Source organism: Stenotrophomonas sp. FBCC-B152 (assembly GCF_059134105.1).
Genome location: NZ_CP101442.1, coordinates 3155425 through 3182042, shown reverse-complemented (window position 1 = coordinate 3182042; position 26618 = coordinate 3155425). Strand labels below are relative to the sequence as shown.

Annotated in this window: 21 protein-coding genes; 10 read left to right on the top strand and 11 right to left on the bottom strand. The window is 64.8% G+C overall.

All coding sequences use genetic code 11. From position 1 onward, the window contains the following. Window positions 1-6 precede the first annotated feature (6 nt). Complete coding sequence (locus tag NMB40_RS14620) at window positions 7-489, bottom strand: RES family NAD+ phosphorylase (RefSeq protein ID WP_494358885.1); 483 nt, start codon at window positions 487-489, stop codon at window positions 7-9. Continuing rightward, complete coding sequence (locus NMB40_RS14615; protein ID WP_494358884.1) at window positions 486-1058, bottom strand: antitoxin Xre/MbcA/ParS toxin-binding domain-containing protein; 573 nt, start codon at window positions 1056-1058, stop codon at window positions 486-488. The genes NMB40_RS14620 and NMB40_RS14615 overlap by 4 nt, the downstream gene beginning before the upstream one ends. Before the next feature lie 100 nt (window positions 1059-1158). Between NMB40_RS14615 and NMB40_RS14610 the strand changes: the two genes are divergently transcribed. Further along, a complete protein-coding gene (locus tag NMB40_RS14610; protein ID WP_494358883.1) occupies window positions 1159-2427 on the top strand; it encodes a flavohemoglobin expression-modulating QEGLA motif protein in 1269 nt (422 codons plus the stop codon). 172 nt (window positions 2428-2599) lie between these two features. Beyond that, on the top strand, window positions 2600-4894 hold the full coding sequence (locus NMB40_RS14605; RefSeq protein WP_494358882.1) for a TonB-dependent receptor: 2295 nt from the start codon (window positions 2600-2602) through the stop codon (window positions 4892-4894). A gap of 259 nt (window positions 4895-5153) precedes the next feature. On the opposite strand, the gene phbB is transcribed toward NMB40_RS14605, so the two are convergent. Genes phbB through NMB40_RS14590 form a run of 3 tightly spaced genes read right to left on the bottom strand, consistent with a single transcriptional unit; the run spans window position 5154 to window position 8446 of the window. Next, a complete protein-coding gene (gene phbB / locus NMB40_RS14600) occupies window positions 5154-5894 on the bottom strand; it encodes an acetoacetyl-CoA reductase (RefSeq protein ID WP_068853963.1) in 741 nt (246 codons plus the stop codon). Window positions 5895-5910: 16 nt separating this feature from the next. Further along, window positions 5911-7236: a CitMHS family transporter gene (locus NMB40_RS14595; protein ID WP_448144015.1), complete on the bottom strand. Its 1326-nt coding sequence runs from the start codon at window positions 7234-7236 to the stop codon at window positions 5911-5913. 28 nt (window positions 7237-7264) lie between these two features. Beyond that, entirely contained in the window at window positions 7265-8446 is a 1182-nt protein-coding gene (locus tag NMB40_RS14590; protein ID WP_494358881.1) for an OprO/OprP family phosphate-selective porin, read from the bottom strand. A 215-nt stretch (window positions 8447-8661) separates the two neighbouring features. Between NMB40_RS14590 and NMB40_RS14585 the strand changes: the two genes are divergently transcribed. The 5 genes from NMB40_RS14585 (at window position 8662) to NMB40_RS14565 (ending at window position 13315) form a co-directional block, all read left to right on the top strand. Next, on the top strand, window positions 8662-9351 hold the full coding sequence (locus tag NMB40_RS14585) for a response regulator transcription factor (protein ID WP_093533590.1): 690 nt from the start codon (window positions 8662-8664) through the stop codon (window positions 9349-9351). Then, window positions 9338-10723 carry a sensor histidine kinase N-terminal domain-containing protein gene (locus NMB40_RS14580; RefSeq protein WP_494358880.1) on the top strand — a complete coding sequence of 462 codons (1386 nt, stop codon included), beginning with the start codon at window positions 9338-9340 and terminating at the stop codon, window positions 10721-10723. The genes NMB40_RS14585 and NMB40_RS14580 overlap by 14 nt, the downstream gene beginning before the upstream one ends. Next, the gene (locus NMB40_RS14575) at window positions 10720-11760 is read left to right on the top strand and encodes an ABC transporter substrate-binding protein (protein ID WP_282246410.1); all 1041 of its coding nucleotides are present in this window, start codon (window positions 10720-10722) and stop codon (window positions 11758-11760) included. The genes NMB40_RS14580 and NMB40_RS14575 overlap by 4 nt, the downstream gene beginning before the upstream one ends. Window positions 11761-11956: 196 nt before the next feature. Then, a complete protein-coding gene (locus NMB40_RS14570; protein ID WP_282246411.1) occupies window positions 11957-12610 on the top strand; it encodes a LuxR C-terminal-related transcriptional regulator in 654 nt (217 codons plus the stop codon). Between the two features lie 177 nt (window positions 12611-12787). After that, entirely contained in the window at window positions 12788-13315 is a 528-nt protein-coding gene (locus tag NMB40_RS14565; protein WP_494358879.1) for a hypothetical protein, read from the top strand. 172 nt (window positions 13316-13487) lie between these two features. On the opposite strand, the gene NMB40_RS14560 is transcribed toward NMB40_RS14565, so the two are convergent. Then, on the bottom strand, window positions 13488-13676 hold the full coding sequence (locus NMB40_RS14560; RefSeq protein WP_494358878.1) for a hypothetical protein: 189 nt from the start codon (window positions 13674-13676) through the stop codon (window positions 13488-13490). A gap of 450 nt (window positions 13677-14126) precedes the next feature. Between NMB40_RS14560 and NMB40_RS14555 the strand changes: the two genes are divergently transcribed. After that, window positions 14127-14462 carry a SymE family type I addiction module toxin gene (locus NMB40_RS14555; RefSeq protein WP_494358877.1) on the top strand — a complete coding sequence of 112 codons (336 nt, stop codon included), beginning with the start codon at window positions 14127-14129 and terminating at the stop codon, window positions 14460-14462. A 1042-nt stretch (window positions 14463-15504) separates the two neighbouring features. Here the strand turns inward: NMB40_RS14555 and NMB40_RS14550 are convergent. The 5 genes from NMB40_RS14550 to NMB40_RS14530 all read right to left on the bottom strand — a co-directional run bounded on the left by NMB40_RS14550 (window position 15505) and on the right by NMB40_RS14530 (window position 22363). Continuing rightward, window positions 15505-16542, bottom strand: a complete 1038-nt coding sequence (locus NMB40_RS14550) for an IS110 family RNA-guided transposase (RefSeq protein ID WP_494358876.1) — start codon at window positions 16540-16542, stop codon at window positions 15505-15507. 262 nt (window positions 16543-16804) lie between these two features. Next, window positions 16805-17299, bottom strand: a complete 495-nt coding sequence (locus tag NMB40_RS14545) for a hypothetical protein (RefSeq protein ID WP_494358875.1) — start codon at window positions 17297-17299, stop codon at window positions 16805-16807. A gap of 430 nt (window positions 17300-17729) precedes the next feature. Continuing rightward, on the bottom strand, window positions 17730-18137 hold the full coding sequence (locus NMB40_RS14540; protein ID WP_494358874.1) for a DUF4279 domain-containing protein: 408 nt from the start codon (window positions 18135-18137) through the stop codon (window positions 17730-17732). Between the two features lie 354 nt (window positions 18138-18491). Continuing rightward, the gene (locus NMB40_RS14535; RefSeq protein WP_494358873.1) at window positions 18492-21140 is read right to left on the bottom strand and encodes a hybrid sensor histidine kinase/response regulator; all 2649 of its coding nucleotides are present in this window, start codon (window positions 21138-21140) and stop codon (window positions 18492-18494) included. Window positions 21141-21196: 56 nt separating this feature from the next. Then, complete coding sequence (locus NMB40_RS14530) at window positions 21197-22363, bottom strand: OprO/OprP family phosphate-selective porin (RefSeq protein WP_494358872.1); 1167 nt, start codon at window positions 22361-22363, stop codon at window positions 21197-21199. A 261-nt stretch (window positions 22364-22624) separates the two neighbouring features. Here NMB40_RS14530 and NMB40_RS14525 point away from each other — a divergent pair, with 261 nt between their 5' ends. Beyond that, entirely contained in the window at window positions 22625-23974 is a 1350-nt protein-coding gene (locus tag NMB40_RS14525; RefSeq protein WP_494358871.1) for a dicarboxylate/amino acid:cation symporter, read from the top strand. Window positions 23975-24226: 252 nt separating this feature from the next. After that, window positions 24227-26515 carry an NADP-dependent malic enzyme gene (locus tag NMB40_RS14520; RefSeq protein ID WP_282246417.1) on the top strand — a complete coding sequence of 763 codons (2289 nt, stop codon included), beginning with the start codon at window positions 24227-24229 and terminating at the stop codon, window positions 26513-26515. The last annotated feature ends 103 nt before the right edge of the window (window positions 26516-26618 follow it).

The following is a 26618-nucleotide window of genomic DNA, read 5'->3' as shown; positions in this document are numbered from 1 at the left end:
CCTCGATTACCGGCCTCTGCCCCGGAACAGCAGCTTGTACTGAAGCCGGCGCGCGGCCCGCGCGGTCATGCGCTGGGCGTCCGGATGCTGGGCGTTGATGAGAACAATGGTCTCTTCGGGCGCGATCACCGACGGTAGTTCGATGATCGCGTGAGCGCCCGCGCTGTACCACGCAGATCCCGTGTTCACCGAGATCATGCCGTGTGGAATGGCGTCCCAACCTATCGGCAGCGTGGCTGCGGACGTGACAAGACGCGCCGCCCAAACCTCATCCGGTACGTCGATCTCGATCACGTACTTGTTCAGCGGCAGGCCGTTGTCATCGATATGCGCGGCGGTCTCCAGGACCGCCATGGCGAGAGTGGGGGCCGCATACACCACCTTCTCGCCAGGCCGGTTCCAGCGGCCAGGCGAACAGGCGGCGCCGGTGCCACTGATGTCGTCGGGCGCCCACGCAGGCCCTGTCGAGCCAATGCGGGCCAGCTTCATTGATAGGCGCCGCTCTGGATGGCCCCCAGCACCCGCATCACCGACGCACGGCCGGTGGGCGTATCCATCACGTCAGCCGGTGCCAGGCCGCCCAATGCAGGCTGCGGCCGCTGGATCCATTCGCCGACCCACTTCTCCACGTCGAAGCCACGCGCCTGTTCGTTGTCGCGCTCGGCCGCGAGCATGTCTTCCACGCGGTTGATCAATTCCATCAACCCCACGACGGACTGCCCGGTGGTGCCGGCGAACAGGGACCTGTCCCGCATCTTCTTGGTAAAGGTGGCTTTGGGAATGCGCACGAAGGTCTGGAATTCGGTACTGCTGTCGAATATCTCATCGATCAGGCCCTTCACCACCTGGTAGGGCACGCCTTCGCGTTCGATCTGCACGCGCTCGGCAAGCGGTGCGGTGCGCAGCAAGGCCCTGAACGAATCCAGCTTCACCGGCAGTTTGAACTTCACCGTTGTCGCATCGCGCACGACCTGCGCAGAACGGGGGTTCTCCAAGGGGCCCATGGCGTACGACTCGACCTTGGGCGACGCGGGGGCGCGCTTGCTGGCTGCGGGCATCGTCCTATCCTCTGGCTACTCTTGTTCCAACTATAGGCTATTAGTGCCCCGCCCGCACCCGGTTGCCAACCCCTCGGTTGACCCTGCTAATGTCCGCTTCATGAGCATCGCTCCTCACCGCCCGCCGATGACCGTGGATCGGGATGTGGCCCACCACACCGAGCTGGACGCCCGGCTGGTGGAGGCCGTGGGGGGCCTCCGGTTGCTGGGCCTGACCAGCTGGCCGGCCGCCCTGCAGGCCCCGTTCCTGGCCAGCGTGGCGCGTGGCCAGCCGGTGCTGCCGGTGCTGGACTACCCGAAACTTGATTTCGCCGACACCCGCCGGGAACTGGCCGCGATCAGCGCCCAGTGCGATGCCGACCACCCGATCGGCCTGTACATCCGCCGCTCCGCCCACAGCTGGGACCTGGCCGCCGGCCTGCTCGAGTCGCTGGGCACCGCTGCCGTGGACCGTTACTCGGTGGAGCTGTTCGGCTCGCCCGAGCAGCCGCTGCCGGGCAACGGGCCCAGCACCCGCGAAGCGGCCCGCCACTTCATCCAGATCGCGCAGGAACTGGACCACGAACTGCTCGCCCCCGAAGAACAGGTGCCGGTCTCGGCCACCGCATTGCAGCTGCAGCTGCAGAGCGACCTGGATGCGTTCTTTGAATCGCGCATCATCAGCGTGCAGCTGGATCCGGAGTTGATCTCCAAGGCCGCCGCCGGCCCCACCCGCATCCGCCTGCGCACCAGTGCGCGCTTCAGCGCCTACGACCGCGCGCAGCTGTTCCACCATGAAGCGCTGGTGCATTCGCTCACCGCGCTCAACGGCCGCGAACAGCCGCACCTGCCCAGCCTGGCGTTGTCCTCGCCTCGGGTGACCGCCACCCAGGAAGGGCTGGCCACGTTCGCCGAGCAGATCACCGGCAGCATCGACATCGAGCGGCTCAAGCGCATCAGCCTGCGCACCGAAGCCATCGCGATGGCACGCGAAGGCGCGGATTTCATCCAGGTGTTCCGCTACTTCTGCGATGCCGGGCAGAACAACGAAGAGAGCTTCGCCTCGGCCCAGCGCGTGTTCCGTGGCGTGCCCGCCACCGGCGGCGCGGCCTTCACCAAGGACACCGTGTACCTGCGTGGATTGGTGTCGGTGCATACCTTCTTCCGCCACATGCTGGCCGAAGACCGGCTGCAGTACTGCCGCTGGTTGTTCGCCGGCAAAATGTCGCTGACCGATGCGGTGGATTTCGCGCCGTTGTTCGAAGAAGGCATCCTGCGCCCCCCGCGCTGGTTGCCGCACTGGGTCAGCCGCGCCAACGGGCTGGCCGGCATGCTGGCGTTCTCCCTGTTCGCCAATCGCATTCGCATGGATCAATTGGCAGCCGAGTAGGTAGCGGTAGGTACCCAGCGTTGGTGGGTACGCCGTCGACCGCACGCAATCCATGCACCGCGTCCCACTTTCGGTGCTCGCTCGCCAAAGCGTAAGAATCCTTTCATGTTGCGTCCCCAAGATGGCCGCGCACCTGCACCACGCAGGCACCTCCATCACGCAACGGACCCCCATGCTCAACCGACCCCTGACGATCGCCGTGGCGATCGCGCTGTGCGCTGCCAATGCACATGCCGCCGACGTGGACACCACCCTCGATGCCAGCGGCGCGCCCAGCGCCCGCACCCTGGACGCCGTGTCGGTGATCGGCCAGGGCGAAACCCGCCAGGTGCAGCGCATCACCGCCGTGGACAAGCAGGTGCTGCCGCCGGGCACCAGCGCGCAGAAGATCCTTGACCGCCTGCCGGGCGTGTCGGTGCAGTCCAATGATGCCTTCGGCGCCAACGAGGAATCGCAGACCATCAGCCTGCGCGGCTTCGACAAGAGCCGCCTGGGCTACACGCTCGATGGCATTCCGCTGGGCGACAACAGCTACGGCAACTACAACGGGCTGAGCATCGCGCGTGCGCTGATCGCCGAGAACCTGGCCGGCGCCGAGCTGTCGCAGGGCATCGGCTCGCTGGGCGTGGCCTCCACCAGCAACCTTGGCGGCACCATCCAGTACTTCTCGCAGGACCCGTCCACCGAATTTGGCGGCCGTGCCAGCGTCACCGTGGGCGACGACAACCAGCGCCGTGGCTTCCTGCGCGTGGACACCGGTGACCTCAACGGCTTCTCGGCCTATGTTTCCGGCGTGCACCAGGACGCGGACATGTGGGCCGAACCGAACCAGAACCAGACCACCCGCCAGTTCAATGCCAAGGCGGTGTGGAACGTGGGTGACCATCGCTTCGGCGCGTTCGCCGCCACCTCGCGGGTGAGCCAGGCCAACTACGCCTATCTGTCCAAGAGCATGCTCGAGCGCGGCCTGGGCTGGGACTGGAACATCTACGCGCCGGATTGGGATCGCGCCCTGGCCGCCGCCTACTGCGCGCCGGCCACCTACAACGCACAGCGCTGCGCCTTCAGTGGTGGCGTCAACAGCATCGACGATGCGTACTACCAGAGCCGCGCGCTGCGCGATGACAACCTGTACTCGCTGGATGCCGACCTGGCGCTGGGCGACAGCGCCCGCCTGAAGCTGCTCGCCTATCACCATGAGAACCGGGGCCAGGGGCACTGGTGGGCACCGGGGCAGGCGTCCAATCCGGGTACCCCACAGGCGCTGCCGATCTCCATCCGCAGCACCAACTACACCATCAACCGCCAGGGCATCACCGCTGCGCTGAGCTGGCAGCTGGGCCTGCATGAGCTGGAAGCGGGGCTGTGGTACGAGCGCAACGACCACAACGTGGAGCGCAACTTCTACTACATCACCGGGCCGTTCCTGGACGATGGCTACCTGAATTACCCGAACCGCCGCCTGTTCGACCAGGACTACGACATCCGCACCCGCCAGTTCTATGTGCAGGACCGCATGCGCTTCCTGGACGATCGGCTGACCGTGGATGTGGGCATCAAGAGCCCCAATACCCGCATGACCGCCGTGTCCAAGCCGGGTACCGAGGCCAGTTATGCCTCCGGCACGCTGACCGCCAAGGAATCGGTGCTGCCGCAGGCCGGTATCGGCTTCAAGCTCAACCCGAACAACGAGCTGTTCGCCTCCTATTCGGAGAACATCGCCGCGTTCGTCGGCGGTGGCAGCGGTGGCCCGCTGCAGGTGTCGCCGGAATCGTTCGCGGCCAGCGTGGATGACCTGGAACCGGAGAAGTCGCGTTCGTTCGAAGCGGGCTTCCGTACCTTCGGCGAAAAGTACCAGGCCTCGATCGCGGCCTACCACGTGATGTTCGACAACCGCCTGCTGTCGCTCAATCCCTGCACCAGCATTGAAGTGGGCACGCGGCCGGAGTGCATCACCCGCTTCATCAACGTCGGCTCGGTGAAGAGCCAGGGCGCGGAGCTGACCTTCATCCTCAAGCCGGTGGATGGGCTGCAGTGGTACAACGCGGTGTCGTGGAACAAGAGCACCTACGAGGATGACTACACCTCGGGCGGCGCGGTGGTGCCGGTGGCCGGCAAGATCACCGTGGATACGCCGCAGCGAATGGCCTCCAGCGAGATCAGCTGGAACCGGGATGGCTTCTTTGCCAGCCTGCGCGCCAAGTACACCGGCAAGCGGTATTACACCTACACCAATGACCAGTCCGTACCGGGCGTGACCACGTTCGACGCGGGCATGGGGTATTCGTTCGGGCCGGGCCTGGGCCTGCGCGACGTCAAGGTTTCGCTCAACGCCACCAACCTGACCAACAAGCGGTATGCGGGGCAGCTGAGTTCATTCGCCCCGACCGACCCGACCGGAACGCGCTACGCGATCCACGCAAGCGCACCGAGGCAACTCTTCATGACGGTAAGCGCGGAGTTCTGACTCCGCGTGATGCCCAATGATCACGGGCCAATTCGGACCCACGAAATCCGCTCTGAATCCCAATGGGCCCGTAACAATTCGTAGGGACACGCCATGCGTGTCCACCGCGCGAAGCGCGGCACAAGTACCCGAAGCCGCTGCAACGCCGGTTGGGGCGATCCAACCGGCGTTTAAACCCGCCGAAGCCGTCCGTCAGGCACTCGTGTGGCCTGAGCGAAGAGCGGACACGCATGGCGTGTCCCTACGCGGATTCGGCCGATCAGAACATATGCAATCCGCCGTTCACGGCGTAATCGGCACCGGTCACATATGCGGCATCATCCGACGCCAGCCACGCACACAGGCTGGCGACCTCTTCGGGCTTGCCCAGGCGGCGGATCGGGACCGAACCCGCCAACCGGTCCAGCACATCCGGCGGGAAGCTGCTGATCGACTGGCTGGCGATATAGCCCGGCGAAATGGTATTCACCGTCACCCCGCGCGTGGCCACTTCGTTGGCCAGTGCCCGGCTGAAGCCATGCATCGCCGCCTTTGCCGTGGCGAAATTCACCTGGCCGATCTGGCCCTTGTGCGCGCTGACCGAGCCGATGTTGATGATCCGGCCCCAGCCACGCCCCGCCATGCCGTCGATCACCTGCTTGGTGATATTGAACAGCGCATGCAGGTTCGAGCCCATCACCGCGTTCCAGTCGTCCTGGGTCATCTGCCGGAACAGCACGTCGCGGCTGCCGCCGGCGTTGTTGACCAGTACGTCAATCTCGCCCACCTCGGCCTTGACCTTGGTGAAGGCCGCGACCGTCGATTGCCAGTCGGCCGCGTTGCCTTCAGAGGCGATGAAATCAAAGCCCAGCTCACGCTGTTCGCGCAGCCAACCGGCCTTGCGCGGCGAATTGGGCGCGCACCCGGCCACCACCGTGTGCCCGGTGCGGGCCAGCTTCTGGCAGATGGCGGTGCCCACGCTGCCCATGCCGCTGGTGACGTATGCGATACGAAGGGTCATTTCAGAATCTCCCGGATCAAGCGGCAAGGGGATACAGCGCGAACAGCAGGCTGCCGGCCATCAGTACCAGCGACACCATCACCGCCCACTTCAGGGTGAACTTCTGGTGGTCGGCGAATTCCACCTTGGCCAGGCCCACCAGCAGGTAGGTCGACGGCACCAGCGGGCTGAGCAGGTGCACCGGCTGGCCGGCCAGCGAGGCGCGCGCCATTTCCACCGGGGTGATGCCGTAGTTGCCGGCGGCCTCGGACAGGATCGGCAGCACGCCGAAGTAGAAGGCGTCGTTGGACATGAAGAAGGTGAACGGCATCGAGGCCAGCGCGGTGATCACCGCCAGGTACGGGCCCCACGCATCGGGAATGATCGCCAGGAAGCTGTGCGACATCGCCTCCACCATGCCGGTGTTGTTGAGGATGCCGGTGAAGATGCCCGCGGCAAAGATCAGCGACACCACCGACAGCACGTTGCCCGCATGGTTCACCACGCGGCGGCGCTGCTCGGCCAGGTTCGGGTAGTTGATCACCAGCGCGATCGCAAAGCCGACCATGAACAGCACCGGCATCGGCAGCACGCCCATCACCAGCGCGGTCATCAGCGCCAGGGTCAGGCCCAGGTTCACCCACAGCAGCTTCGGCCGCTTGGTGTCTTCGGCATCTTCCACGGTGGGTAGCGCGCCATCATCGGAGACGCTGGCATCCATCCAGCTGCCACCCTTGGGCAGGGTCACCACGCCCAATCGGCGACGTTCCTTCAGGCCCAGGTACCAGGCCAGCACCAGCACCGAAATGCAGGCCAGCACCATCGCCGGGATCAGCGGAATGAACACATCGGCCGGGTCCACGTGCAGCGCCGTGGCCGCGCGCGCGGTCGGCCCGCCCCACGGGGTGAGGTTCATCACGCCGCCGGCCAGGATGGTCACGCAGGTCATGTTCAACGCGCTCATGCCCAGCCGCTGGTACAGCGGCAGCATCGCCGACACGGTGATCATGTAGGTGGTCGAGCCATCACCATCCAGCGAGATCAGCATCGCCAATGCGGCCGTGCCCAGCACGATCTTCATCGGGTCGCCCTTGACCAGGCGCAGGATGATCCGCACCAGCGGGTCGAACAGGCCAGCGTCGATCATCACCCCGAAGTACAGGATGGCGAACATCAGCATCACGCCGGTGGGCGCGATCTTCTTGATGCCATCCAGCATCATCTGGTCGATATCCGCACCGAAGCCGCCCATCAGCGCGAACACGATGGGAATGGTGATCAGGGCGACCAGGGGCGACAGTCGTTTGCTCATGATCAAGTACATGAACGTAATGACCATGCCAAAACCGAGGATGCTCAGCATCATCTGCGGGTTTCCTTGCAAGGGGAGGTTAGAAATCGAACTGCAGGCGGCCGGTGACCGCGCGGGTGTGGTCCACGGTGGCCGCCGCCAGGTAATCGCGGTTGCGGCTGTCGATCAGGTTCAACATGAAGCGCAGGTTCGGGCGCATGTACCAGTTGCCGCCCAGGGTCCAGGCTTCGGTGCGCGCGTCGATGAGGTCCGGCTGCCCGAACAGGTGCTGCTCACCGCGCATCTGGTCGTAACGCAGCGCCAGCTCGAAGGCACCGGCCTTGTGGCGGATGTCCTTGATGCGTGCAAAGCGCCCGGTCTTGCGGTCGTAGCCGCGCGACTCGCCGGTGACGAACCAGCTCAGCATCCCGTAGCCGGCCAGCACGGTGCCGCGCTGGCTGCCGTCATCGAAGGTGGCCCCGCTGAACTCGCCCTGCCACGACAGCGGGCCGCGCACCTGCGCGTACTCCAGCGACCACTTGTTGACGTCGGTATCGCGGCCGGACGAGAAGTCGATCAGGGTCAGCCGGCTGTTGTCGGAGAGGTGGCCGGCCGGGCGCGGGCGGATGCGCAGCGCCGGTACCCCGTTGGCGCCCGGCGTGTCGTAGCGCTCGTGCGCCAGTGACAGCCCCAGGTGCAGCACATCGCCTGCCGTGGCGCCCGGTGCCCAGGTGGCACGGCCGCCGGCCGCACGGCCCTTCACCTGCCACGCATCGATGCTCTCCAGGCTGTAGGCGCTGGCGGCCCAGGTCATGTCGTTTTTGGCGGCCTGCCACGACGCGCCCAGCCGGTACAGCGGCGCCAGCGTGGTGCCGGCGTTGCCGCGCTCCAGGAAGCTGCCGTAGTTCGAGCCGGTGCGGTCATCCAGCGAGAAGAACTGCTTGAACTGGCCCACGCTGAGCTTGCCGCCGCTGAAATCGCGGCTGACGTAGACATCCTTGGCTTCCACCTGGTCGCCGGAGAAATCGGCTTCCAGCTTGTAGTCCACCACGAAGAACCTGCCGGACATGTCCAGCCAGGCACGACGGATCTCGGTGTCGTCCTTGTTGGGCGTGCCGCGCGCATCGTTGTCGAAATCGGCGAAATCCAGGTGCAGGCGGCCGCCGAAGGTGGCGGTGACCGGGCGGTCCGCCTCGGCCTCATCGGCGGCCCAGAGCGGGGCGACCGGCAACAACAGGGCGCAGGCGGCCAGCCCGCGGCAACGCAGGGAATTGAAGTGCATGAACCCTCCCAGGTACATGGCGGTGGGCGGGCAGGGCGTGTGGGCCGTGCCAACCCGCAGGTTGTCGGGACGCGTCCGCACGGGGGTGCCTGGCGATGGCGCAGCCTAGTGCGGGGAAGCTGTCATCCACCTGTCGGCGCCTGCTGCAGCGCAGCGCAACCCACGGAACACCCCGCTCGCGCTAGGATTCCCGCACCCCCGCCTGTTTCCGCCCGATGCGCATCCTGCTGGTAGAAGACAACCCGGACCTGGCCGACGCCATCGTCCGCCGCATGCGCCGCAGTGGCCACGCGGTGGATTGGCAGAACGACGGCCTGGCGGCCGCCAGCGTGCTGCGCTACCAGAGCTTCGACCTGGTGGTGCTGGATATTGGCCTGCCCAAGCTGGATGGCCTGCGCGTGCTGGCCGGCATGCGCGAGCGTGGCGATGCCACCCCGGTGCTGATGCTCACCGCCCGCGATGGGATCGAAGACCGTGTGCAGGCGCTGGATGTGGGTGCGGATGATTACCTGGGCAAGCCGTTCGACTTCCGCGAATTCGAAGCGCGCTGCCGCGTGCTGCTGCGACGCACCCGCGGCCAGGCGAGCGAAGTGGTGCAGATCGGCGGTTTCCAGTTCGACAATGCCTCGCACCGGGTCAGCCTGGATGGGCAGCCGATCGAACTGCCCAACCGCGAATACCGCCTGCTGGAAATCCTGATGGGCCGGCTGGGCCACGTGGTCGGCAAGGACGAGATCGGCAATGGCCTGTTCGGCTTCGACGACGAAGCCGGCCCGAACGCCATCGAGCTGTATGTGGGCCGCCTGCGAAAGAAGCTGGCCGACGCGCCGCTGCGCATCGTCACCGTGCGTGGCAGTGGTTACCTGCTCGAAGCCATCGACGGCACGCCCGATGCCCAAGGCTGAAGCCCGCGCGCCCAGCTCGCTGCGGCGCACGCTCACCCTGTATCTGGGCGTGCTGCTGGCGGTGTTTGCCGTGGCGTTGCTGTTTGCCGCACGTGACTACGGCCAGCGCGCCGCCAACCGCTCCTACGATCACCTGCTGGTGTCGTCGGCGCTGTCCATCATCGACTCGGTGGCGCTGGTGGATGCGCAGTGGCAGGTGGACCTGCCGTATGCCTCGCTGGATCTGTTGTCGATGGCACCGGACGACCGCGTGTTCTACCGCGTGTTCGACGGCCAGAACCGCACCGTGACCGGTTACGCCGACCTCCCCCTGCCGCCACGCGCCCCCACCGACGAGCCGCAGCTGTTCGATGCGCACTACAGCGGCGAAACCGTTCGTTTCGTGGTGGTGTCGCGGCGCGTTTCCTCGCCCTCGGCGCAGGCGGAAGTGCGCGTGCAGGTCGGCCAGACCCGTCGCGCCCGGGAGGCGGTGGCGCAGGACATCGTCAACCGCGCATTGCTCGCCATCGGCGTGCTCTCGCTGCTGTCGCTGGCGTTGGTGGCATTCGGCGTGCACCGCGCGTTCCGGCCGCTAGTGAAGGTGGAGCGCGAGCTGTCGCGGCGCGAACCGTCCGACCTGAGCCCATTGGATGCCCGCGTGCCGCGCGAGATGGACCAGATGGTGGCCGCGCTGAACCGCTTCATGGCGCGCCTGTCCAGCAGCAATGAAACCCTGCGTGCGTTCATGGCCGAAGCCGCCCACCAGATGCGCACCCCGCTGGCCGCCCTGCGCGCGCAGGCGCAGCTGGCGCTGGACGACGACGACCCGGAAGACATGCGCCGCAGCCTTGCCGCCATCGACCGCAACGCCACCCACATGAGCCGCCTGCTCAACCAGCTGCTCAGCGACGCCAGCGTGATCCACCGCTCCAACCTGCAGCGCTTCGCCCCGGTGGACATGGTGGAAACCGTGCACCAGGCCCTGCACGAAGCGCTGCCGCAGGCCTTGCCCGCCCCGCGCGTGCAGCTGGCCGTGGGCGTCTCTTCTTCGCGCGTGCAGGGCGACGCACTGCTGCTGCGCGAAGCAATCAAGAACCTCATCGACAACGCCCTCAAGTACGGCGGCGACGGCCCGCTGCAGGTGGCACTCACCGAAGAGGGCACCTACAGCGTGGTCACCATCGCCGACCACGGCCCGGGCATTCCGCCGGGCGATGCCGAGCGCGTATTCGAGCGCTTTGCCCGTGGCGAAGATGCCGCACCGGGCGGGGCAGGGCTGGGCCTGGCCATCGTCAAGCGTGTGGTGGACAGCCACGGCGGCCAGATCGACCTGAGCAACCGGCCCAGCGGCGGGCTGGTGGCCACCATCCGTCTGCCGAGGCTGCACGCATGATGCGCACCGTGTTCCTGTTGTTGCTGCTGGTGGCCGCGCCGGCATTCGCCGCACCTGGCGATGTGCAGCGCTTCCCGGCCAAGGGTACTGCCACGGCCGAGCTGCGCATCCACGGCTCCACCGACATCGAAGTGTTCGCCACCGTCATCACCGATTACCAGCGCCTGCACCCCGGCACCGAGATCGTCTACGAAGACGTCATCACCCAGGACATGTACGCGCAGTACCTGCGCCAGCGCCACAGCCCCACCGGGCCGGACATGCTGATCAGCAGCGGCATGGACCTGCAGGCCAAGCTGGTCAACGACGGCCACGCCTTGCCGCACCGCTCACCGCAGACCGACGCACTGCCCGCGTGGGCGCAATGGCGGCATGAAGCGTTCGGCATCAGCTACGAACCGGTGGCGATGGTCTACAACACCCGCACCCTGCCAGCCGCCCGCGTCCCGAAAACACGCCGCCAGCTGCTCGAACTGCTGCGCGCCCCGGATGCGCCGTTGGCCGGCAAGGTGGGTACCTACGACGTCGAACGCAGCAGCGTCGGCTACCTGCTGGCCACACAGGACGGCCAGCGCGGCAGCATGGCCGGCGCGCTGCTCGGCGCGCTGGGCGACAACCAGGTACAGCTGGAGGAGCGCACCGGCGTGCTGCTGGACCGCGTCAGCAGTGGCCAGCTTTCGCTGGTCTACAACGTACTCGGCTCCTACGCCCAGGCCCGCATCGACGCGGGCGCTCCACTGGGAATCGTGGAACCCGAGGACTACACCCTCGTAGTACTGCGCACCGCCGTCATCCCGCGCACGGCCCAGAACGCAGCAGAAGCCCGCCGCTTCCTCGACTACCTGCTCTCCCCGCGCGGCCAGCAGGTGCTCTCCCGCGAAGCGCGCCTGATGTCGATCGTCCCCACCCAGCGCGGCCGCGCGCCGGGCCGAAGCTACCGCCCGATCCTGCTCGGCCCGGGCCTGCTGGTCTATCTGGATGCCCTGAAGCGCCGCCAGTTCCTCGACGCTTGGAAGGGCAGCACGCAGCCGCGCTGAACGGACCCGCGTGGGTGCACGGGTTGCGCTCCTTTGCGCGCTGGACACGCATGGCGTGTCGCTATGGTGCGGGTCGGCAACCCGTAGAGCCACGCCCTGCGTGGCTGAGGTCCATCCGGCGCCTTCAACCCGCGTAGGGACACGCCATGCGTGTCCGCTCTTCGCGGGATCCAAAAATCCCCCCTACAATCCCCCCATGAGCGAAATCACCATCCTCGTAGCCGACGACCACCCGCTACTCCGCGCCGCCGTAGTCCACTCCCTACGCCAGGCCCTCCCAGCGGTACAGGTCATCGAGGTAGCCAGCGCCCAGGCGCTGGAAGCAGCCCTCAACCAGCACCCGGAAATCGAACTGGTCCTCCTGGACCTCACCATGCCCGGCGCACGAGGCTTCTCCTCACTCCTCCACGTACGCGGCTCCCACCCGGACATCCCGGTGGTCATCGTCTCCTCCAACGACCACCCGCGCGTCATCCGCCGCGCCCAGCAGTTCGGCGCCGCCGGCTTCATCCCCAAATCCGCCCCGGCCGAAACCATCGGCCAGGCTGTAGCGGCAGTACTCGACGGCGGCCTCTGGTTCCCGGCGATGGCAGCAGAACGCAGCGAATCTGACGCCTTGCTCGCAGCCCGGCTGGCCCAGCTCACCCCGCAACAGTTCCGCGTACTGCTGAGCCTCGCCGACGGCCTGCTCAACAAGCAGATCGCCTACGAACTGGGCCTGGCCGAAAACACCGTAAAGGTGCACGTAACCGCCATCCTCAAAAAACTCGAATGCCACAGCCGCACCCAGGCAGCAGTACTGGTAAAGGCCCTGGAACCAGAAGGCGACGCAGGCGCAGACCTGACCTAAGGCCACCGAGTGTGCAAACGCGGTGTCAGCCATGCGCTGGCGAAACCCGGTAGGGTCGCATCCCAATCGACCGCCGATACAACTGATCGGCACGGTAGGGCATGACCCAACCCGAAGCCCCGCTCTAGTCTCAGCCCAAGCAAAACCCACAACCCCTCAAGGACGAGACCAAGCCCCATGCCACTAACCGGCGAACAGATCTTCGCAAGGTGCTTCAAGGCAGCGCTCTTGATCGGATCAGGCTACATCCTGTTCGAACTAGGCAACCTGATGGTCACGATGGACTGCACATCGAACGTCCGAACAGGTGCCTTCATGTGGTCACGGCTACTTTTACTGCCGATTCTGTTCGTCTACTACAACTTCGACTTCCTGAAGACGGGACTGTTCAAGGTCAGCTTAATCTGGGTGCGCATGGCTGCAGCACTCCTGCTGACGACCGAACTGGTAGTCGCGGCCCACTTCGGTACGCAACTCTCAACGTGTCCGAACGCAGATGGCGGCATGATCGCCCCCCCAACCATGCTGCTGCTGTTCTACACAGCCTTCGCACTCTCGCTACTGTTCGGAGACGCCTGGCTGGGTGTGATCCGCACTCTGGCACGCCGAGGCCGCAGGGCCCTCGACCTCTCATCAGCGGATGACGTCGATCCATTAGAAGCAACACGAACCTCGCCGCGCCACAAGAAACGCAAGCGCCGATGAAAACCGGCGGCCTATAGCCCGGTAGGGTCGCATCCCGATCGACCGCCGATAGAGCTTATCGGCGCGGTGGGGCATGATCCAAACCGAAGCCGCGCTCTGCTCTCCGAGAATCTAAGTTTAGTCGCACTGGTGGCGGCAGGTGCAGATGGACCTTCATTGCGCCAAGACAGGATTACGTTGAGCTGTCCATCTCTGCCATGAACGCGTCAGCATCGCCGAACCTGCCCGCTGCGAACTCCCGCCTCCCCAACGTGATCAGTTCAAGAAGAGCCATCGCTTGAAGCTGCCGATCAAGTCGCGGGAAATCCAGTGCTGTCGCCTCGGTGTGGAATTCCTGGTCAACGAAGATCGAATCGGTCATCTTCTTTTTCGAATCTGTACGAGTCAAAAGCAAAAAGCCCGCCGACGCCAAGCTCCCCAAGAAGACTGGCTCCGCGAACGGGGCCAGTACGTACCTAGTGTCATCACCAGTAATGGTAGCTGGGAGAGAACGTGTTCCTAGGGCTGCGAACGAAGGCTACCAGAACCAGAAATGTCGACAAAGTGTCGTTTGCGACGATTGGTAGTGTGCGTCTATCGATACTCAAATATCATTCAAAACAAGCGATTTAAATTTGCGCGCTGCATGGTGCATGGTGTTGCCTCGGAGCTTGAAATCTCCACAGCAGTTGAACGATGACGTGCCTATGTCGGGAGGGTGTCGGAATACAACACCCCCGTGGGAATACGTCACGCCGCGAGCTGCTGTGCGGATTTCAACCTCCCGACTCCCTCGCCATTCCGGCGAGGGAGACTTCCTTGGAGGTGGCAAATGCGTCGTTCAAATTCGGATCTGCATTCCAGCGAACAGCCCCAAACCCGCATCGGCATGCATGTGCCTGAGAGTCTGCGTGTCGGGTCCTTCTCTCATCCCGGCGGTCATCGCCTGCCAGACGGTGGTCGCATTCCCTGCTTGGTGTTGCGCGGGATCTGGATGGAGCGATTTGAGCTGCCGGTAGGCAGTCGCGTGATCGTGGAAGTGGAGAGCAAGCGGATCACGTTGACGTTGGATGAGACGCCGATTCCGGTGCCGTATCGGTATCTGGACCACGCCCCCAGGAAGGGGCGCCGGTTGGCGGTTACGACAACCGAAGAGACGACGGAGTAACGGGGATTGGTCCGGTATGGCGGGATGCGCCCGGTAGGGTCGCATCCCGATCGACCGCCGACCTCGTTCGAACATTCGGTAGTGGCATGACCATCAACGAAAAAGCGCATTTCGTTCAGAGGTCATGCGTTCATCGCACGTAGCAGCGTCACGTGCAGTCGACTGGGGTCCGACCCTACCAAAGCACTGCGGCCACAACATCCTAGGATCACTGCCCTGCGGTGCGTTCGGTGAGTTTCCGAGCTGCCCAGAGATACGTTGCAGTCGAAAGGAAATGGACGAAGGCAACCAGCGCTCCCATTGTACTGATACTTTCGCCAAGCCTCAGTCTTTGTGGTGAGAAGCCAAGGCCTAGCGCAGCAATGCATCCGAGTAGAATCGAAGATCTGTAGGGTGGACGAGTGATGAACAGGAACCACATGACGCCATATGCACCACAGACTGCGATCTCAAGATCCGTGGTGAACATGGCGACCTGGAGGCAGTACAGCACGAACGAGGGAAGAAGGATCAATTGTGGAAGTATGTTCTTCATGGCTCCGCCTGCGTTGATGGACGCTAGTTTGCGCGATCAGAGATCATGCTGCGGCGCAATCGTCGGTCCGGTGCGGCGGGATGCGCCCGGTAGGGTCGCATCCCGATCGACCGCCGACCTGGTTCGAACGTTCGGTAGTGGCATGACCATCAACGAACAAGCGCATTTCGTTCAGAGGTCATGCGTTCGTCGCACGTAGCAGCGTCACGTGCAGTCGACTGGGGTCCGACCCTATGTATGGACTCGCCCCCACCCGTCAAGCTGCTTTTTCGAAACCGGGAACCGGCTGCATCTATGTATCAGGCCTTTGATGGCGGGCGCGTACGCCTGCCGGCCAAAATTGGTTGAGCTTGCGATCTGCCGATTACCAGGAGGCCTCGAGGGCCGGTAGGGTCGTAGGCATCATGTCGCGACGGTCTGACCTGTTTCCCATGTTTTCAAAGCAGCGGGGTGGGTGCTGGGCACCCGGTGGCGGAAACGGTTTTTGGTCTGTTCTGCTCGTCCTTTTTATTGGCGGCGATACTCGCTCTGAGTGGTCATCACTACCCATGCGATGCGCAGATTTCGGTTGGCCAGGCGGATGGCCGCGCCCTTTTTGCCGTGCTGACGGCACCAGCGTTGCAATCGTTTGTCATCGGTCTCGGTCGCATCGGCCTTGACGTGGTGTAGGACCGACTGGGCCCCGGTTACTGCCAAATTTCGGATGTAGGCGTCACCCCGCCGGGTCATTCGACCCAGACGCACCTTGCTGCCGCTGCTGTGCTGGTCCGGCACCAGCCCAAAGTAGGCCGCAAACTGACGGGCATTGGGAAATCGCTCCGGCTGGCTCTGCTTGGCGATCAGGGCCGTGACCATGATCGGACCAAACCCGCGGATGGTCATCAACCGGCGCGCCAGTTCATCGCTTTTGGCAGTCTGTTCCAGCTGCTTGTCGATCCGCTCGCGGCGCTGCGCCAGATGCCCCCACTCAGCCCACAGATCTGCAATCAGTTCGCGCAGCATCGGCGGGATCGGATAGCTGGTGTCGGTCTGGATGCGGCCCACCCAAAGCGACAGCGCTGCGTTGGACTTGGACACAGCAATGCCATGTTCCATCAGCAGGCCACGCAGCTGATTGCTGATGAACGTCTGCCGCCGTATGTAACCGGTGCGGATCCGGTGCTGGGCCTGCATTCCGAGCGCCTCGATCGATTTGACAGGAACGTCATGGAGCATCTCGTCACGACCGGCACGCAGAATGGCCAGGCAATCATTGCGATCATTCTTGGCGCCGCTGCGGTGCTCGGCCACCCGCTGCGCCGGCAGAATCCGCACCTTGGCCCCAACACCCTGAATCAGCCGGGCCCATGCCTGGGCGCCCGGACCGGTCTCCAGCAGCACCTCGACCTTTGGATCCAGGCCCTCCAGCAGTTTGGTAAACGCGGCACGGGATTTCACTCGTTCCTCGTACACAACCCGGCCGCTGGCGTCCTCACCAGCCACCTGGAAAACCTGCTTGGCAAGATCCACCGCCAAGCGCACATAAGTCGGCGTAAGCTTGTTCATGGGCTCGTCCCTCGCTGTCGTTGGCCATAGCGTGCCACCGTGGCGCCCAGACGCCTCGGCGAGGGGCGAGTCCATCCAATTACCAAAGCAGTGCGGCACCAACATCGACGTCGTCAGCGCAGGGACACGTCGGATCATCCGTTGCTCCTCGAGGGCTCTGATAGGGCCATCTGCCTCCAGTTCAGTCTCGCAGATAGGGAAGGAAGCTTCGCCGGGACAGGCGAAATTGACTGGTCAAAAGCCAATCGATCCCAACATCCGCTCACTCCGCGCCCTTCGCGAAGATGCCGAGCCCACCCTCGAGAAAGTAGATGGATTCGGGGATGCCTTTCACGTCGAAATTTGGAGTCACAATTGCAACGACTCCTCTGTCTTTGTCGAATAGGTAGGAGTTTGCGGGTTTGCCACCAGTCGTGACGTCGACGCGAAGAGTTCGATGCACCTGTCCTATCAGAGACAGGTTGACGACGCGCGAAACCTTGAAAGAGTGAGCGCCTTCTGTGTAAGTCGATCCGACATCCGCGTTACCCGGAATGTCCCGTAGCGCCATGAAATCGAAGGTGATGCAATTCGAATCGCTGTCTGTGCAACGACCAAGCTTGCCGTAGTCATGTCCGTATCCGAACAGTCCCTTGTCCGTCACGAGCGTAATCCGCGCCTCTTGTTCGGCGGTTGCCCTGCTTGAGTCTGGCGCATGGTTGACGTATGCCCAGCTCTGCGCAACTGCAAGACAAGGCGCGACCAGCAGTGCCGCCATTGTGAGGGTACCAAGAGCACGCAGCGGTCCTGACCATTGGCCGAGGCGCCCATGAGCATTTCTGTTGAATCGGCCCACCATCTCGATCAGCTCCGGCAGCTAAGAAAGGTCCGAAACGCACCGCGAGTGCTACAGGAGCATGAAAACCAAGGCAAACACGAGCAACGCGGCGTAGAGCATCGCTCTCGATGTCATGAGAAGGGCTTTGAGCTGTTTCGAATGGTCCTCGCGCGGCAGCCCTGGATTGAGCATCATCGAGATAACCTTTGCGGAGCTTCGTGAGTACTTCGGTGCGCGGGCGTTGCAACAGTGTTGTAAATGACATCATGGTCCCCACCTGATGTGCCGGGACAGTAACGCACGATCCAGGCGTGTGCAACTGCCTGGCATACTGGCTTGGCAGGTGTAGGGCGGATCGATAATTGCCGCCTCATGTGACTATGCGTGTTGTAACCAGCACGTCGACGCCAAGCATCGCAAGTTTTTGAAGGAGTCCGGATGGGAGCTCCATTTCAAATCCGTTTCTCTCATCCTCTGGGTTGAGCGGCACGAAGATATCCAGTTCAGCCTTTTCAATCCCGAACCTTCCGATTACGGTCTCGCATTGGAAAGCGTCAACCAGTTGAACAATGGTTGCGGAAAGGTCTCCAACAGGAACTCGTACCCGATGTTCCCAGAAGCCGATCTTCTGAAGGACCTGCGCCCCTGAGGAGGTTGTCCGTACTTCCCCTCGGTTTCTGGTCCGGGTAGGGCTCAGATCCAGCAGGGCGGAGGCCTGTTCTGTCTCTAACGCGTCGCCGTAGAGCAGAATCGCAACAGCACAAATAGCGTCATTCATGTTGGAGTCTTGGCTGTCCATCGTTAAGGTTCCCAACTCGCTCTCCGTTCTGATCAGAAAAAGGTCCGGTATCGCGGCATGCACCCGGTAGGGTCGCATCCCGATCGACCGCCGACGCCGTCCGAACGTTCGGTAGTGGCATGGCCGTCAGCGAAGAAGCGCATTTTCCGTTCAGAGGTCATGCGTTCGTCGCACGTAGCAGCGTTACGTGCAGTCGACCGGGGTCCGACCCTACCGAAAAGCGGATCCCGGTAGGGTCGCATCCCAATCGACCGCCGACCATTCCCGAACGTACGGTGATGGCATGAACATCAACGAAGAGCAGCTTTCCGCGCCGGTGAGCTGCACACCGGCCTATGCCCTGTGCCTCACCAGCAACTGCGTCATCAGCGCCCGCAAGGCCGGCGGGCGCACCGGCTTGGACAGGAAGCCCCAGCCATTCTCCGCTGCCTGCGCCTTCAACGCATCATCGCGTTCGGCGGTAACCAGAATCACCGGCGGCCGCGCCTGCCAAAGCTCGCACAACTGCTCGTAAATATCCGGCCCATGCCACTGGCCCATGCGCACATCCAGCAACACCAGCTGCGGCACGTTCAATGCTGAGGCGATTTCCAGCGCGGCATGCGGCCCATCAGCCAGCTCCACCCGGCAGCCCCAGCGTTCCAGCAGTGCCCGGGTAGCCGCACAGACCCGCGGATCATCATCAATACTCCACACGCGGCACTGCCTCAACGGGCTGTCATCGCCAGAATCCGCAGACACCGCAGGGGCAGGGGCGGGCGCCGGTATCGCATCGGCACTGCCCAGCGGTACGGTCACGGCAAACACGCTTCCGCTGCCCAGCGTGGAACGCAGGCTGATGCGGTGCCCCAGCAGCCGCCCGATGCGCTCCACGATCGCCAGGCCCAACCCGGCGCCGCGCTCCTGGTCCACGCCATCATCCAGCCGCCGGAACTCCTCGAAGATCTCGCCCTGCAGGCTCTCCGGAATACCCGGGCCCTGGTCATGCACTTCAATGCGCAGCTGGTCGCCCACCCGGCGGCACCCGATCAGCACGCGCCCACGCGGGGTATAGCGCAGCGCATTGGAGAGGAAGTTCTGCAGGATGCGGCGCAGCAGCGCTTCATCGCTCACCACCACAGCGCGGGTATCCACCCAATCCAGCTGCAGTCCGCGCGCCTTGGCGGCAATGCCAAACTCACGCGCCAACGTTTCCAGCAACGGCGACAGCGCAAACGGACGCACATGCGTCTGCAACGTGCCCGATTCCAACCGCGAGATATCCAGCAGGCTGTTGAGGATGGAATCCTGCGCGGCCAACGCCGCATCCACATGCTCGCTCAGCTCGCGCGCATCGCCACTCAGCTTGCCGCGCAGCACGGACACGAACATCCGCGCGGCATTGAGCGGCTGCAGCAGGTCATGCACGGCCGAGGCCACGAAGCGGGTCTTGTAGCGGTTGGCGCGTTCGGCCTCGCGGCGTGCTTCGTCCAGGTCGCGGGTGCGCTCGGCAACGCGGTGCTCCAGCGCATCGGCCAGCGAGCGCAGCTCACGTGCGGTGTTCTTGTAGGCGGTGATATCGGCGTAGCTGGTGACGAAGCCGCCATCGGGCAGCGGGTTGCCACGGATCTCCAGCACCGTGCCATCGTCCTTCTCACTCTCGCGCATGTGCGGGCGGCCGCTGCGCAGGTGGTTCAGGCGGCGCTCGATGGCGTCATCAATCGGTCCCGGGCCGAGCAGGCCACGGCGGGCGTTATAGCGGAACGCCTCGGCAATCGGCACACCCACCCGGATCAGATCGGGCGGGAACCGGAACAGCTCCAAATAGCGTGCATTCCACGCCACCAGCCGCTGCTCGCTGTCGATCACCACCACGCCCTGCGGCAGGTGCGCCAGGCTGCGGCTGAGGCCGCTGTCGGCCTGCTGGGCGGCCTGCAGCACCCCATCCTGCGCGGTGCGCAGTTCCTGTGCGTGCTGCTGCAGCACCGCTTCCAGCTCCAACCGGCTGCGCTGCCGGTGCGAGGCCAGGCGCCGCCGCTGCTGGATGAACAAGGTCAGGAAGCACAGCGCCAGCCAGATGCCGCCAGCCGCCAGTGCGGTACTGCGGCCCACGGCGGCGCTGGCGCCGGCATCGTGCAGCAGGTGCAGCTTCCACTGCGGGTCATCCAGCACGTAGGTCTGCCACAGCATCGGGCGCGGCAGCGAGGGCTGCTCCAGCCGCACCATGCGGCCACCATCGGCCAGCACATCCAGCGTGCGCGCCTGCAATGGCTGCAATGAACGGTCGGCGTACTGGCGGGTGGCCAGCATCTCGTTGCGCTCGGCCGGGGAGAGCGGGCGCAGCAGGCGGTAGCGCCACGCATCGCCGTTGGCCAGGAACACCACGTCATGCGCATCGCTGGCCATCACGATGTCGGTGCTCTGCAGCCATTCCTGCTCCAGCGCCCGCAGCTCGATCTTGATCGCAATGACACCCAGCACATCGCCTTCGCGGTTGAGGATCGCCTGCGACAGGAAGTAGCCCGGCACCGCCGTGGTCATGCCGATGCCGTAGAAGCGCCCGGTGCCCTTGGCCATGGCCTGCTGGAAGTAGGGCCGGTAGCTGTAGTCCTCACCCACATTCGTGGTGGGCTGGTCCCAGTTGCTGGCGGCCACGGCTACGCCATGGCGGTCGATCAGGGTCAGGGTGGAGGCGCGGGTGACGTTGTTGGCCTGCTGCAGCTTCAGGTTGAGCCGGTGGCGCTCGGCGTCATCCAGCGGGTTGCTCACCGCCTGCAGCAGCTCCGGATCCAGCGCCAGCAGCTGCGGCAGGGTGCGGAAGCGGTCGATGCGCTGCTGCAGCGTCTGTGCGTAAAGGTCCAGCTGGCGGCGCACTTGGGTGCTTTCGGCCGCGAGGGCGCGCTGCTGGGCATAACGACCGGCAACCAGGCCAGCCAGAAGCGTACCGCCCACCATGACCAGCAGGGTCAACAGCAACGGGCGGTAGCGGGAGACGCGGTACATGGCGTCAGTTTACGGTGTGCCGGCGGGTGCGCGTTGCACGCACCCGCCGTTGAACATCAGAAGTGAACCTGCGCCCGGAGCTCGAAGATCTCCGGCTTGGTCCGCACGCCACGGCGGCTCGCATCCGCCCACACGTAGTTCGCCTGGAACTTGAAGTGGCTGGTGAGGTACCAGTTCGCACCCACGGTCCAGTCGTGCTGGCGGCCACCGAACACATCGGCGTCGTCCAGGTCGATGCGGCTGTAGCGGGCCAGCAGTTCCACCGCGCCGTAATCGTGCGCCGGCTTCACGTTGGCCACGGCGCCCGCGCTGTACGGACGCGACTCGCCGGTGACGATCCAGCTGCCCATCACGTACTGGCCATCACCGGTGTAATCCGGCTTGCCATCACGGGTGACCGTGGTGCGCAGCGCTTCGGCCTGCACCGAGAACGGGCCGTGGATGTAGATGCCTTCCAGGCCGGTGCGGCGGATCTGGTCGGCGGTGACCAGCGCGCCCGAATCCGCCAAGCGGATGTCGGTCAGGCCGGCTTCCGGGCGCGCGCGCAGGCGCGCGCTGGCGTCGTGGTGCACGTCGCGGCCGTCGCGGTAGCCGCGCGGGTTTTCCTGCGAATAGGCCAGCCCCAGGTGGATCACATCGCCCGGTGCCTTCACCGGGGTCCACACGCCGCGCACGGCCTGGGTGGTGCCGGGGTTGTCACCCTGCAGGTCCTTGCCGCCATAGGCGCCTACCTGCATCAGGTACTGCGGGCGCTCCAGCACCCACTCGGCACCGGTGCGGCGGCCGGCGTAGAAGGCCTGCACGGGCAGGGCGGTTTCCATGAAGCTGCCGGCGCGCGAGGAGGTGTTGGAATCCAGGCCGACCGGGGTCTTGATGTAACCGAAGCGGAAGCGGCCCACGTCCTTGCCGAACACGGCCTTGCTCTCGAAGCGGAAGAACACGTCCAGCCAGGTGTCGGCCTGGAAGTCGTAGTACACCATCGCGTCGTACACGCCCTTCTTCTTCAGGGTCGCGCCGAACTCCTTGCGGCGCACCGCATCGTCATCTTCGAAGCGGTCGCTACCGGAGAAATCGTTGAGGTCGTAGGCGATGTTGGCAGTGGCGGCCAGTTCGGTGCCGTCGCTGAAGGCGACCTTGGTCGGCCAGTTGTCCCAGTCCGCGGCGGACGCGGCGAGGGGGGCGGACAGGGCGGTGAGTGCAACAAACAGGGGGGTCAGGCGCATGGAATTATGGTCTGGCTTCTAAAAGTGGGGCAGAACAACAACGGCCGCGAGCGGGAAAACTGTTGGGCCACAAGGCCCGGAACGACACGGCCACCCGCCGCCGTGGGGGCGCGGTGCCGTTGCAGTGTAGGCACTGCAGTTGGCTGAACAGGGGGGCTAGTACCAATAGGTTATCTGCGTGGCGATGCAGCCGGCGTAAAAAGACCACGCCCGATGCCGCCGCCTGCGGCCGGCATCCCCGTGACACTGCCGGAGTTTCCCATGCACGTTCCCACCGCTGCCCCGCTTGCAGCCAAGCCGTTGCCGTTCTACCGCCAGCTGTATTTCCAGGTGGTGGTGGCGATCGTGCTGGGCGCCATCCTTGGCCATTACGAGCCGGCCTTCGCCGAATCGCTCAAGCCGCTGGGGGATGGCTTCATCAAGCTGGTGAAGATGATCATCGCCCCGGTGATCTTCCTCACCATCGTCACCGGCATCGCCGGCATGACCCACCTGCGCACCGTGGGCCGGGTGTTCGCCAAGTCGATGGCCTACTTCCTGTTCTTCTCCACCCTGGCGCTGATCGTGGGCATGGTGGTGGCGCACGTGGTGCAGCCCGGCGCCGGCATGAACATCAACCCGGCCGACCTGGACCAGACGGCGGTGCACAGCTACGTGGAAAAATCCCACGAGCTGACCCTCACCGGCTTCGTGATGGACATCATTCCGGCCACGCTGGTGAGCGCCTTCGTGGATGGCAACATCCTGCAGGTGCTGTTCGTGGCGGTGCTGTTCGGCATTTCGCTTGCCCTGGTGGGTGAGCGCGGCCGCCCGGTGCTGACCTTCCTGGAGGCGCTGACCGCCCCGGTGTTCCGCCTGGTCCACATCCTGATGAAGGCCGCGCCGATCGGTGCGTTCGGTGCCATCGCCTTCACCATCGGCAAGTACGGGGTGGGCTCGCTGATCAACCTGGCCTGGCTGGTGGGTTCGTTCTACCTCACCGCGTTCCTGTTCGTGGCGGTCATTCTGGGCGTGGTCTGCCGCCTGTGCGGGTTCTCGGTGTTCAAGCTGGCCCGCTACCTGAAGGCCGAGCTGCTGCTGGTGCTGGGCACCTCGTCCTCGGAATCGGCGCTGCCCTCGCTGATGGAAAAGATGGAAAAGGCCGGCTGCAGCAAGTCGGTGGTGGGCCTGGTGGTCCCCACGGGCTACTCGTTCAACCTGGACGGCACCAACATCTACATGACCCTGGCCGCGCTGTTCATCGCCCAGGCCACCAACACCGAACTGACCCTGGGCCACCAGATCGCGCTGCTGCTGGTGGCGATGCTGAGCTCCAAGGGCGCCGCCGGCGTGACCGGGGCGGGCTTCATCACCCTGGCCGCCACCCTGGCGGTGGTGCCGGAAGTGCCGGTGGCCGGCATGGCGCTGATCCTGGGCGTGGACCGCTTCATGAGCGAATGCCGCTCGCTGACCAACTTCATCGGCAATGCGGTGGCCACCGTGGTGGTCTCGCGCTGGGAAAACGCCTTGGACCGCGACCGCCTGGCGCTGGCCCTGGATGGCCGCGAGGCTGAGCTGCCGCCGCTGGCCACCGACGACCTGCCGGCGCCGCTGCCGGTCCCGGCGCGCTGAACACGCCCCTCCCCCTGATGTGTGTGTAGCAGGGTGGTGCTGCCCTTCGGGGCGGTACCCCCTGCTTTTTTCGTGCAGTACCCTGATGGTGCGCTCTGTCATCAGGACGCGGCAGGCTGGCAGTACATACGCCAGCGAACGGCCTTCGAATTGTGCAGTCGCAGCATGCCCGCGACAGCGTAGCGACAGGTCCGCCCACGCCAACGGGGGTATGATCCCCTGTTCCTCTCGCCCATTCATCTGCAGAAAGCGATGTCCAACGAAGATTTCAAACAGGCCGCCCTCGACTATCACCGCATGTCGCCGCCGGGCAAGATCAAGGTCACGGCGACCAAGCCGATGCTGACCCAGCGCGACCTGTCGTTGGCCTATTCGCCGGGCGTGGCACACGCCTGCGAAGCCATCCTGGCCGACCCGCAGCAGGCCAGCGAGCTCACCGCCCGCGGCAACCTGGTGGCCGTGATCTCCAACGGCACCGCCGTGCTGGGCCTGGGCAACATCGGCCCGCTGGCCGGCAAGCCGGTGATGGAAGGCAAGGGCGTGCTGTTCCAGAAGTTCGCCGGTATCGATGTGTTCGACATCGAAATCAATGAAAACGACCCGGACAAGCTGGTCGACATCATCGCCTCGCTGGAGCCGACCTTCGGCGGCATCAACCTGGAAGACATCAAGGCGCCGGAATGCTTCATCGTGGAGCGCAAGCTGCGCGAGCGGATGAACATCCCGGTGTTCCATGACGACCAGCACGGCACGGCGATCATCGTCGGCGCGGCGGTGCTCAACGCCATGGTCGTCACCGGCAAGAAGATCGAAGAAGTGAAGCTGGCCACCACCGGCATGGGCGCCGCCGGTGTGTCGTGCGTGAACATGCTGGTCTCGCTGGGCCTGAAGCCGGAGAACATCCTGGCGTTCGACCGCGAAGGCGTGATCCACACCGGCCGCAGCGACCTGGACCCGGAAAAGAAGCGCTATGCCCGTGATACGGACAAGCGCACGCTGGCCGAGATCGTCGATGGCGCCGATATCTTCCTGGGCCTGTCGGCCCCGGGCATCCTCACTGCGGACATGGTCAAGACCATGGCCAAGGACCCGGTGATCTTCGCGCTGGCCAACCCCACCCCGGAAATCATGCCGGAAGTGGCGCGCGCGGTGCGCCCGGATGCGCTGATCGGCACCGGCCGTTCGGACTACCCGAACCAGATCAACAACGTGCTGTGCTTCCCGTACCTGTTCCGTGGTGCGCTGGACGTGGGCGCCACGGCGATCAACGAAGAAATGAAGATCGCCTGTGTGCACGCGATCGCCGCGATGGCACGCCGCGAAGCCAGCGACCTGGGCTCGGCCTATGGCGATGACACCCCGAGCTTCGGCCGCGATTACCTGATTCCGCGCCCGTTCGACCGCCGCCTGCTGGTGGAGCTGTCGGCCGCCGTGGCCCAGGCCGCGATGGATTCGGGCGTGGCTACCCGGCCGGTTGCCGACATGGGCGCCTACCGCGAGAAGCTGGCCCAGTTCGTCTACCGCACCAGCCTGATGATGAAGCCGGTGTACGACCGTGCGCGCGCCGACAAGCAGCGCGTGGTGTACGCCGAAGGCGAAGAGGAAGTGGTGCTGCGCGCGGTGCAGAACGTGGTGGATGAAGGCCTGGCCTTCCCGATCCTGATCGGCCGCCCGGACGTGATCGAATCGCGCATCGAGCGCATGGGCCTGCGCATGAAGGCCGGCGTTGATTTCGACGTTACCAACATCAACGACGACCCGCGCTTCAACGAGTACTGGCAGTACTACCACAACCTCACTGGCCGTCGCGGCGTGACGGTGGCGGCGGCCAAGAACCTGATGCGCTCGCGCCCGACCCTGATCGCGGCGGTGATGGTGGCACGCGGCGAAGCCGATGCGCTGCTCACCGGCGTGGTGGGCCGCTTCCACAAGAAGCTGGGCTACGTGCGCAGCGTGCTGCCGCTGGAATCGAAGGTCACCTCGACTTCGGCCATGACCGGTGTGATCAACCAGCAGGGCGTGTTCTTCTTCGTGGATACCCACGTGCAGGAAGACCCGACGGCCGAGCAGATCTGCGAAGCCACGCTGCAGGCGGCCTACCGCATGAAGCTGTTCGGGATCGAACCGAAGGTGGCGCTGCTGTCGCACTCCAACTTCGGCAGCCACGATTCCAAGGACGCGCTGAAGATGCGCACCGTGCGTGAGCTGCTGCTCAAGCGCAACCCGCGTTTGAACGTGGACGGTGAAATGCAGGGCGACACCGCGTGGGATGAAGCGCTGCGCCAGAAGCTGCTGCCCGACAGCACGCTGAAGGGCCGCGCCAACCTGTTCGTGCTGCCCAACCTGGAAGCGGCCAACATCGCCTACAACCTGGTGCGCGTGTTCACCGACGGCGTGGCGATCGGCCCGATCCTGATGGGCGTGGCCAAGCCGGCGCACATCCTGACCACCAGCGCCACCTCGCGCCGCGTGCTCAACATGACCGCCATTGCGGCTGTGGATGCGCAAATCCGCAAGCAACTCGAGGCGGAAAAGGCCTGAGGGTTGGATAGCCGGTAGCTACCGACCGTTGGTCGGTAGACCTTGAAGAAGGGATCGGTGCAACGCACCGGTCCCTTTTTCGTTTTCGGTAGCGGCAACATCG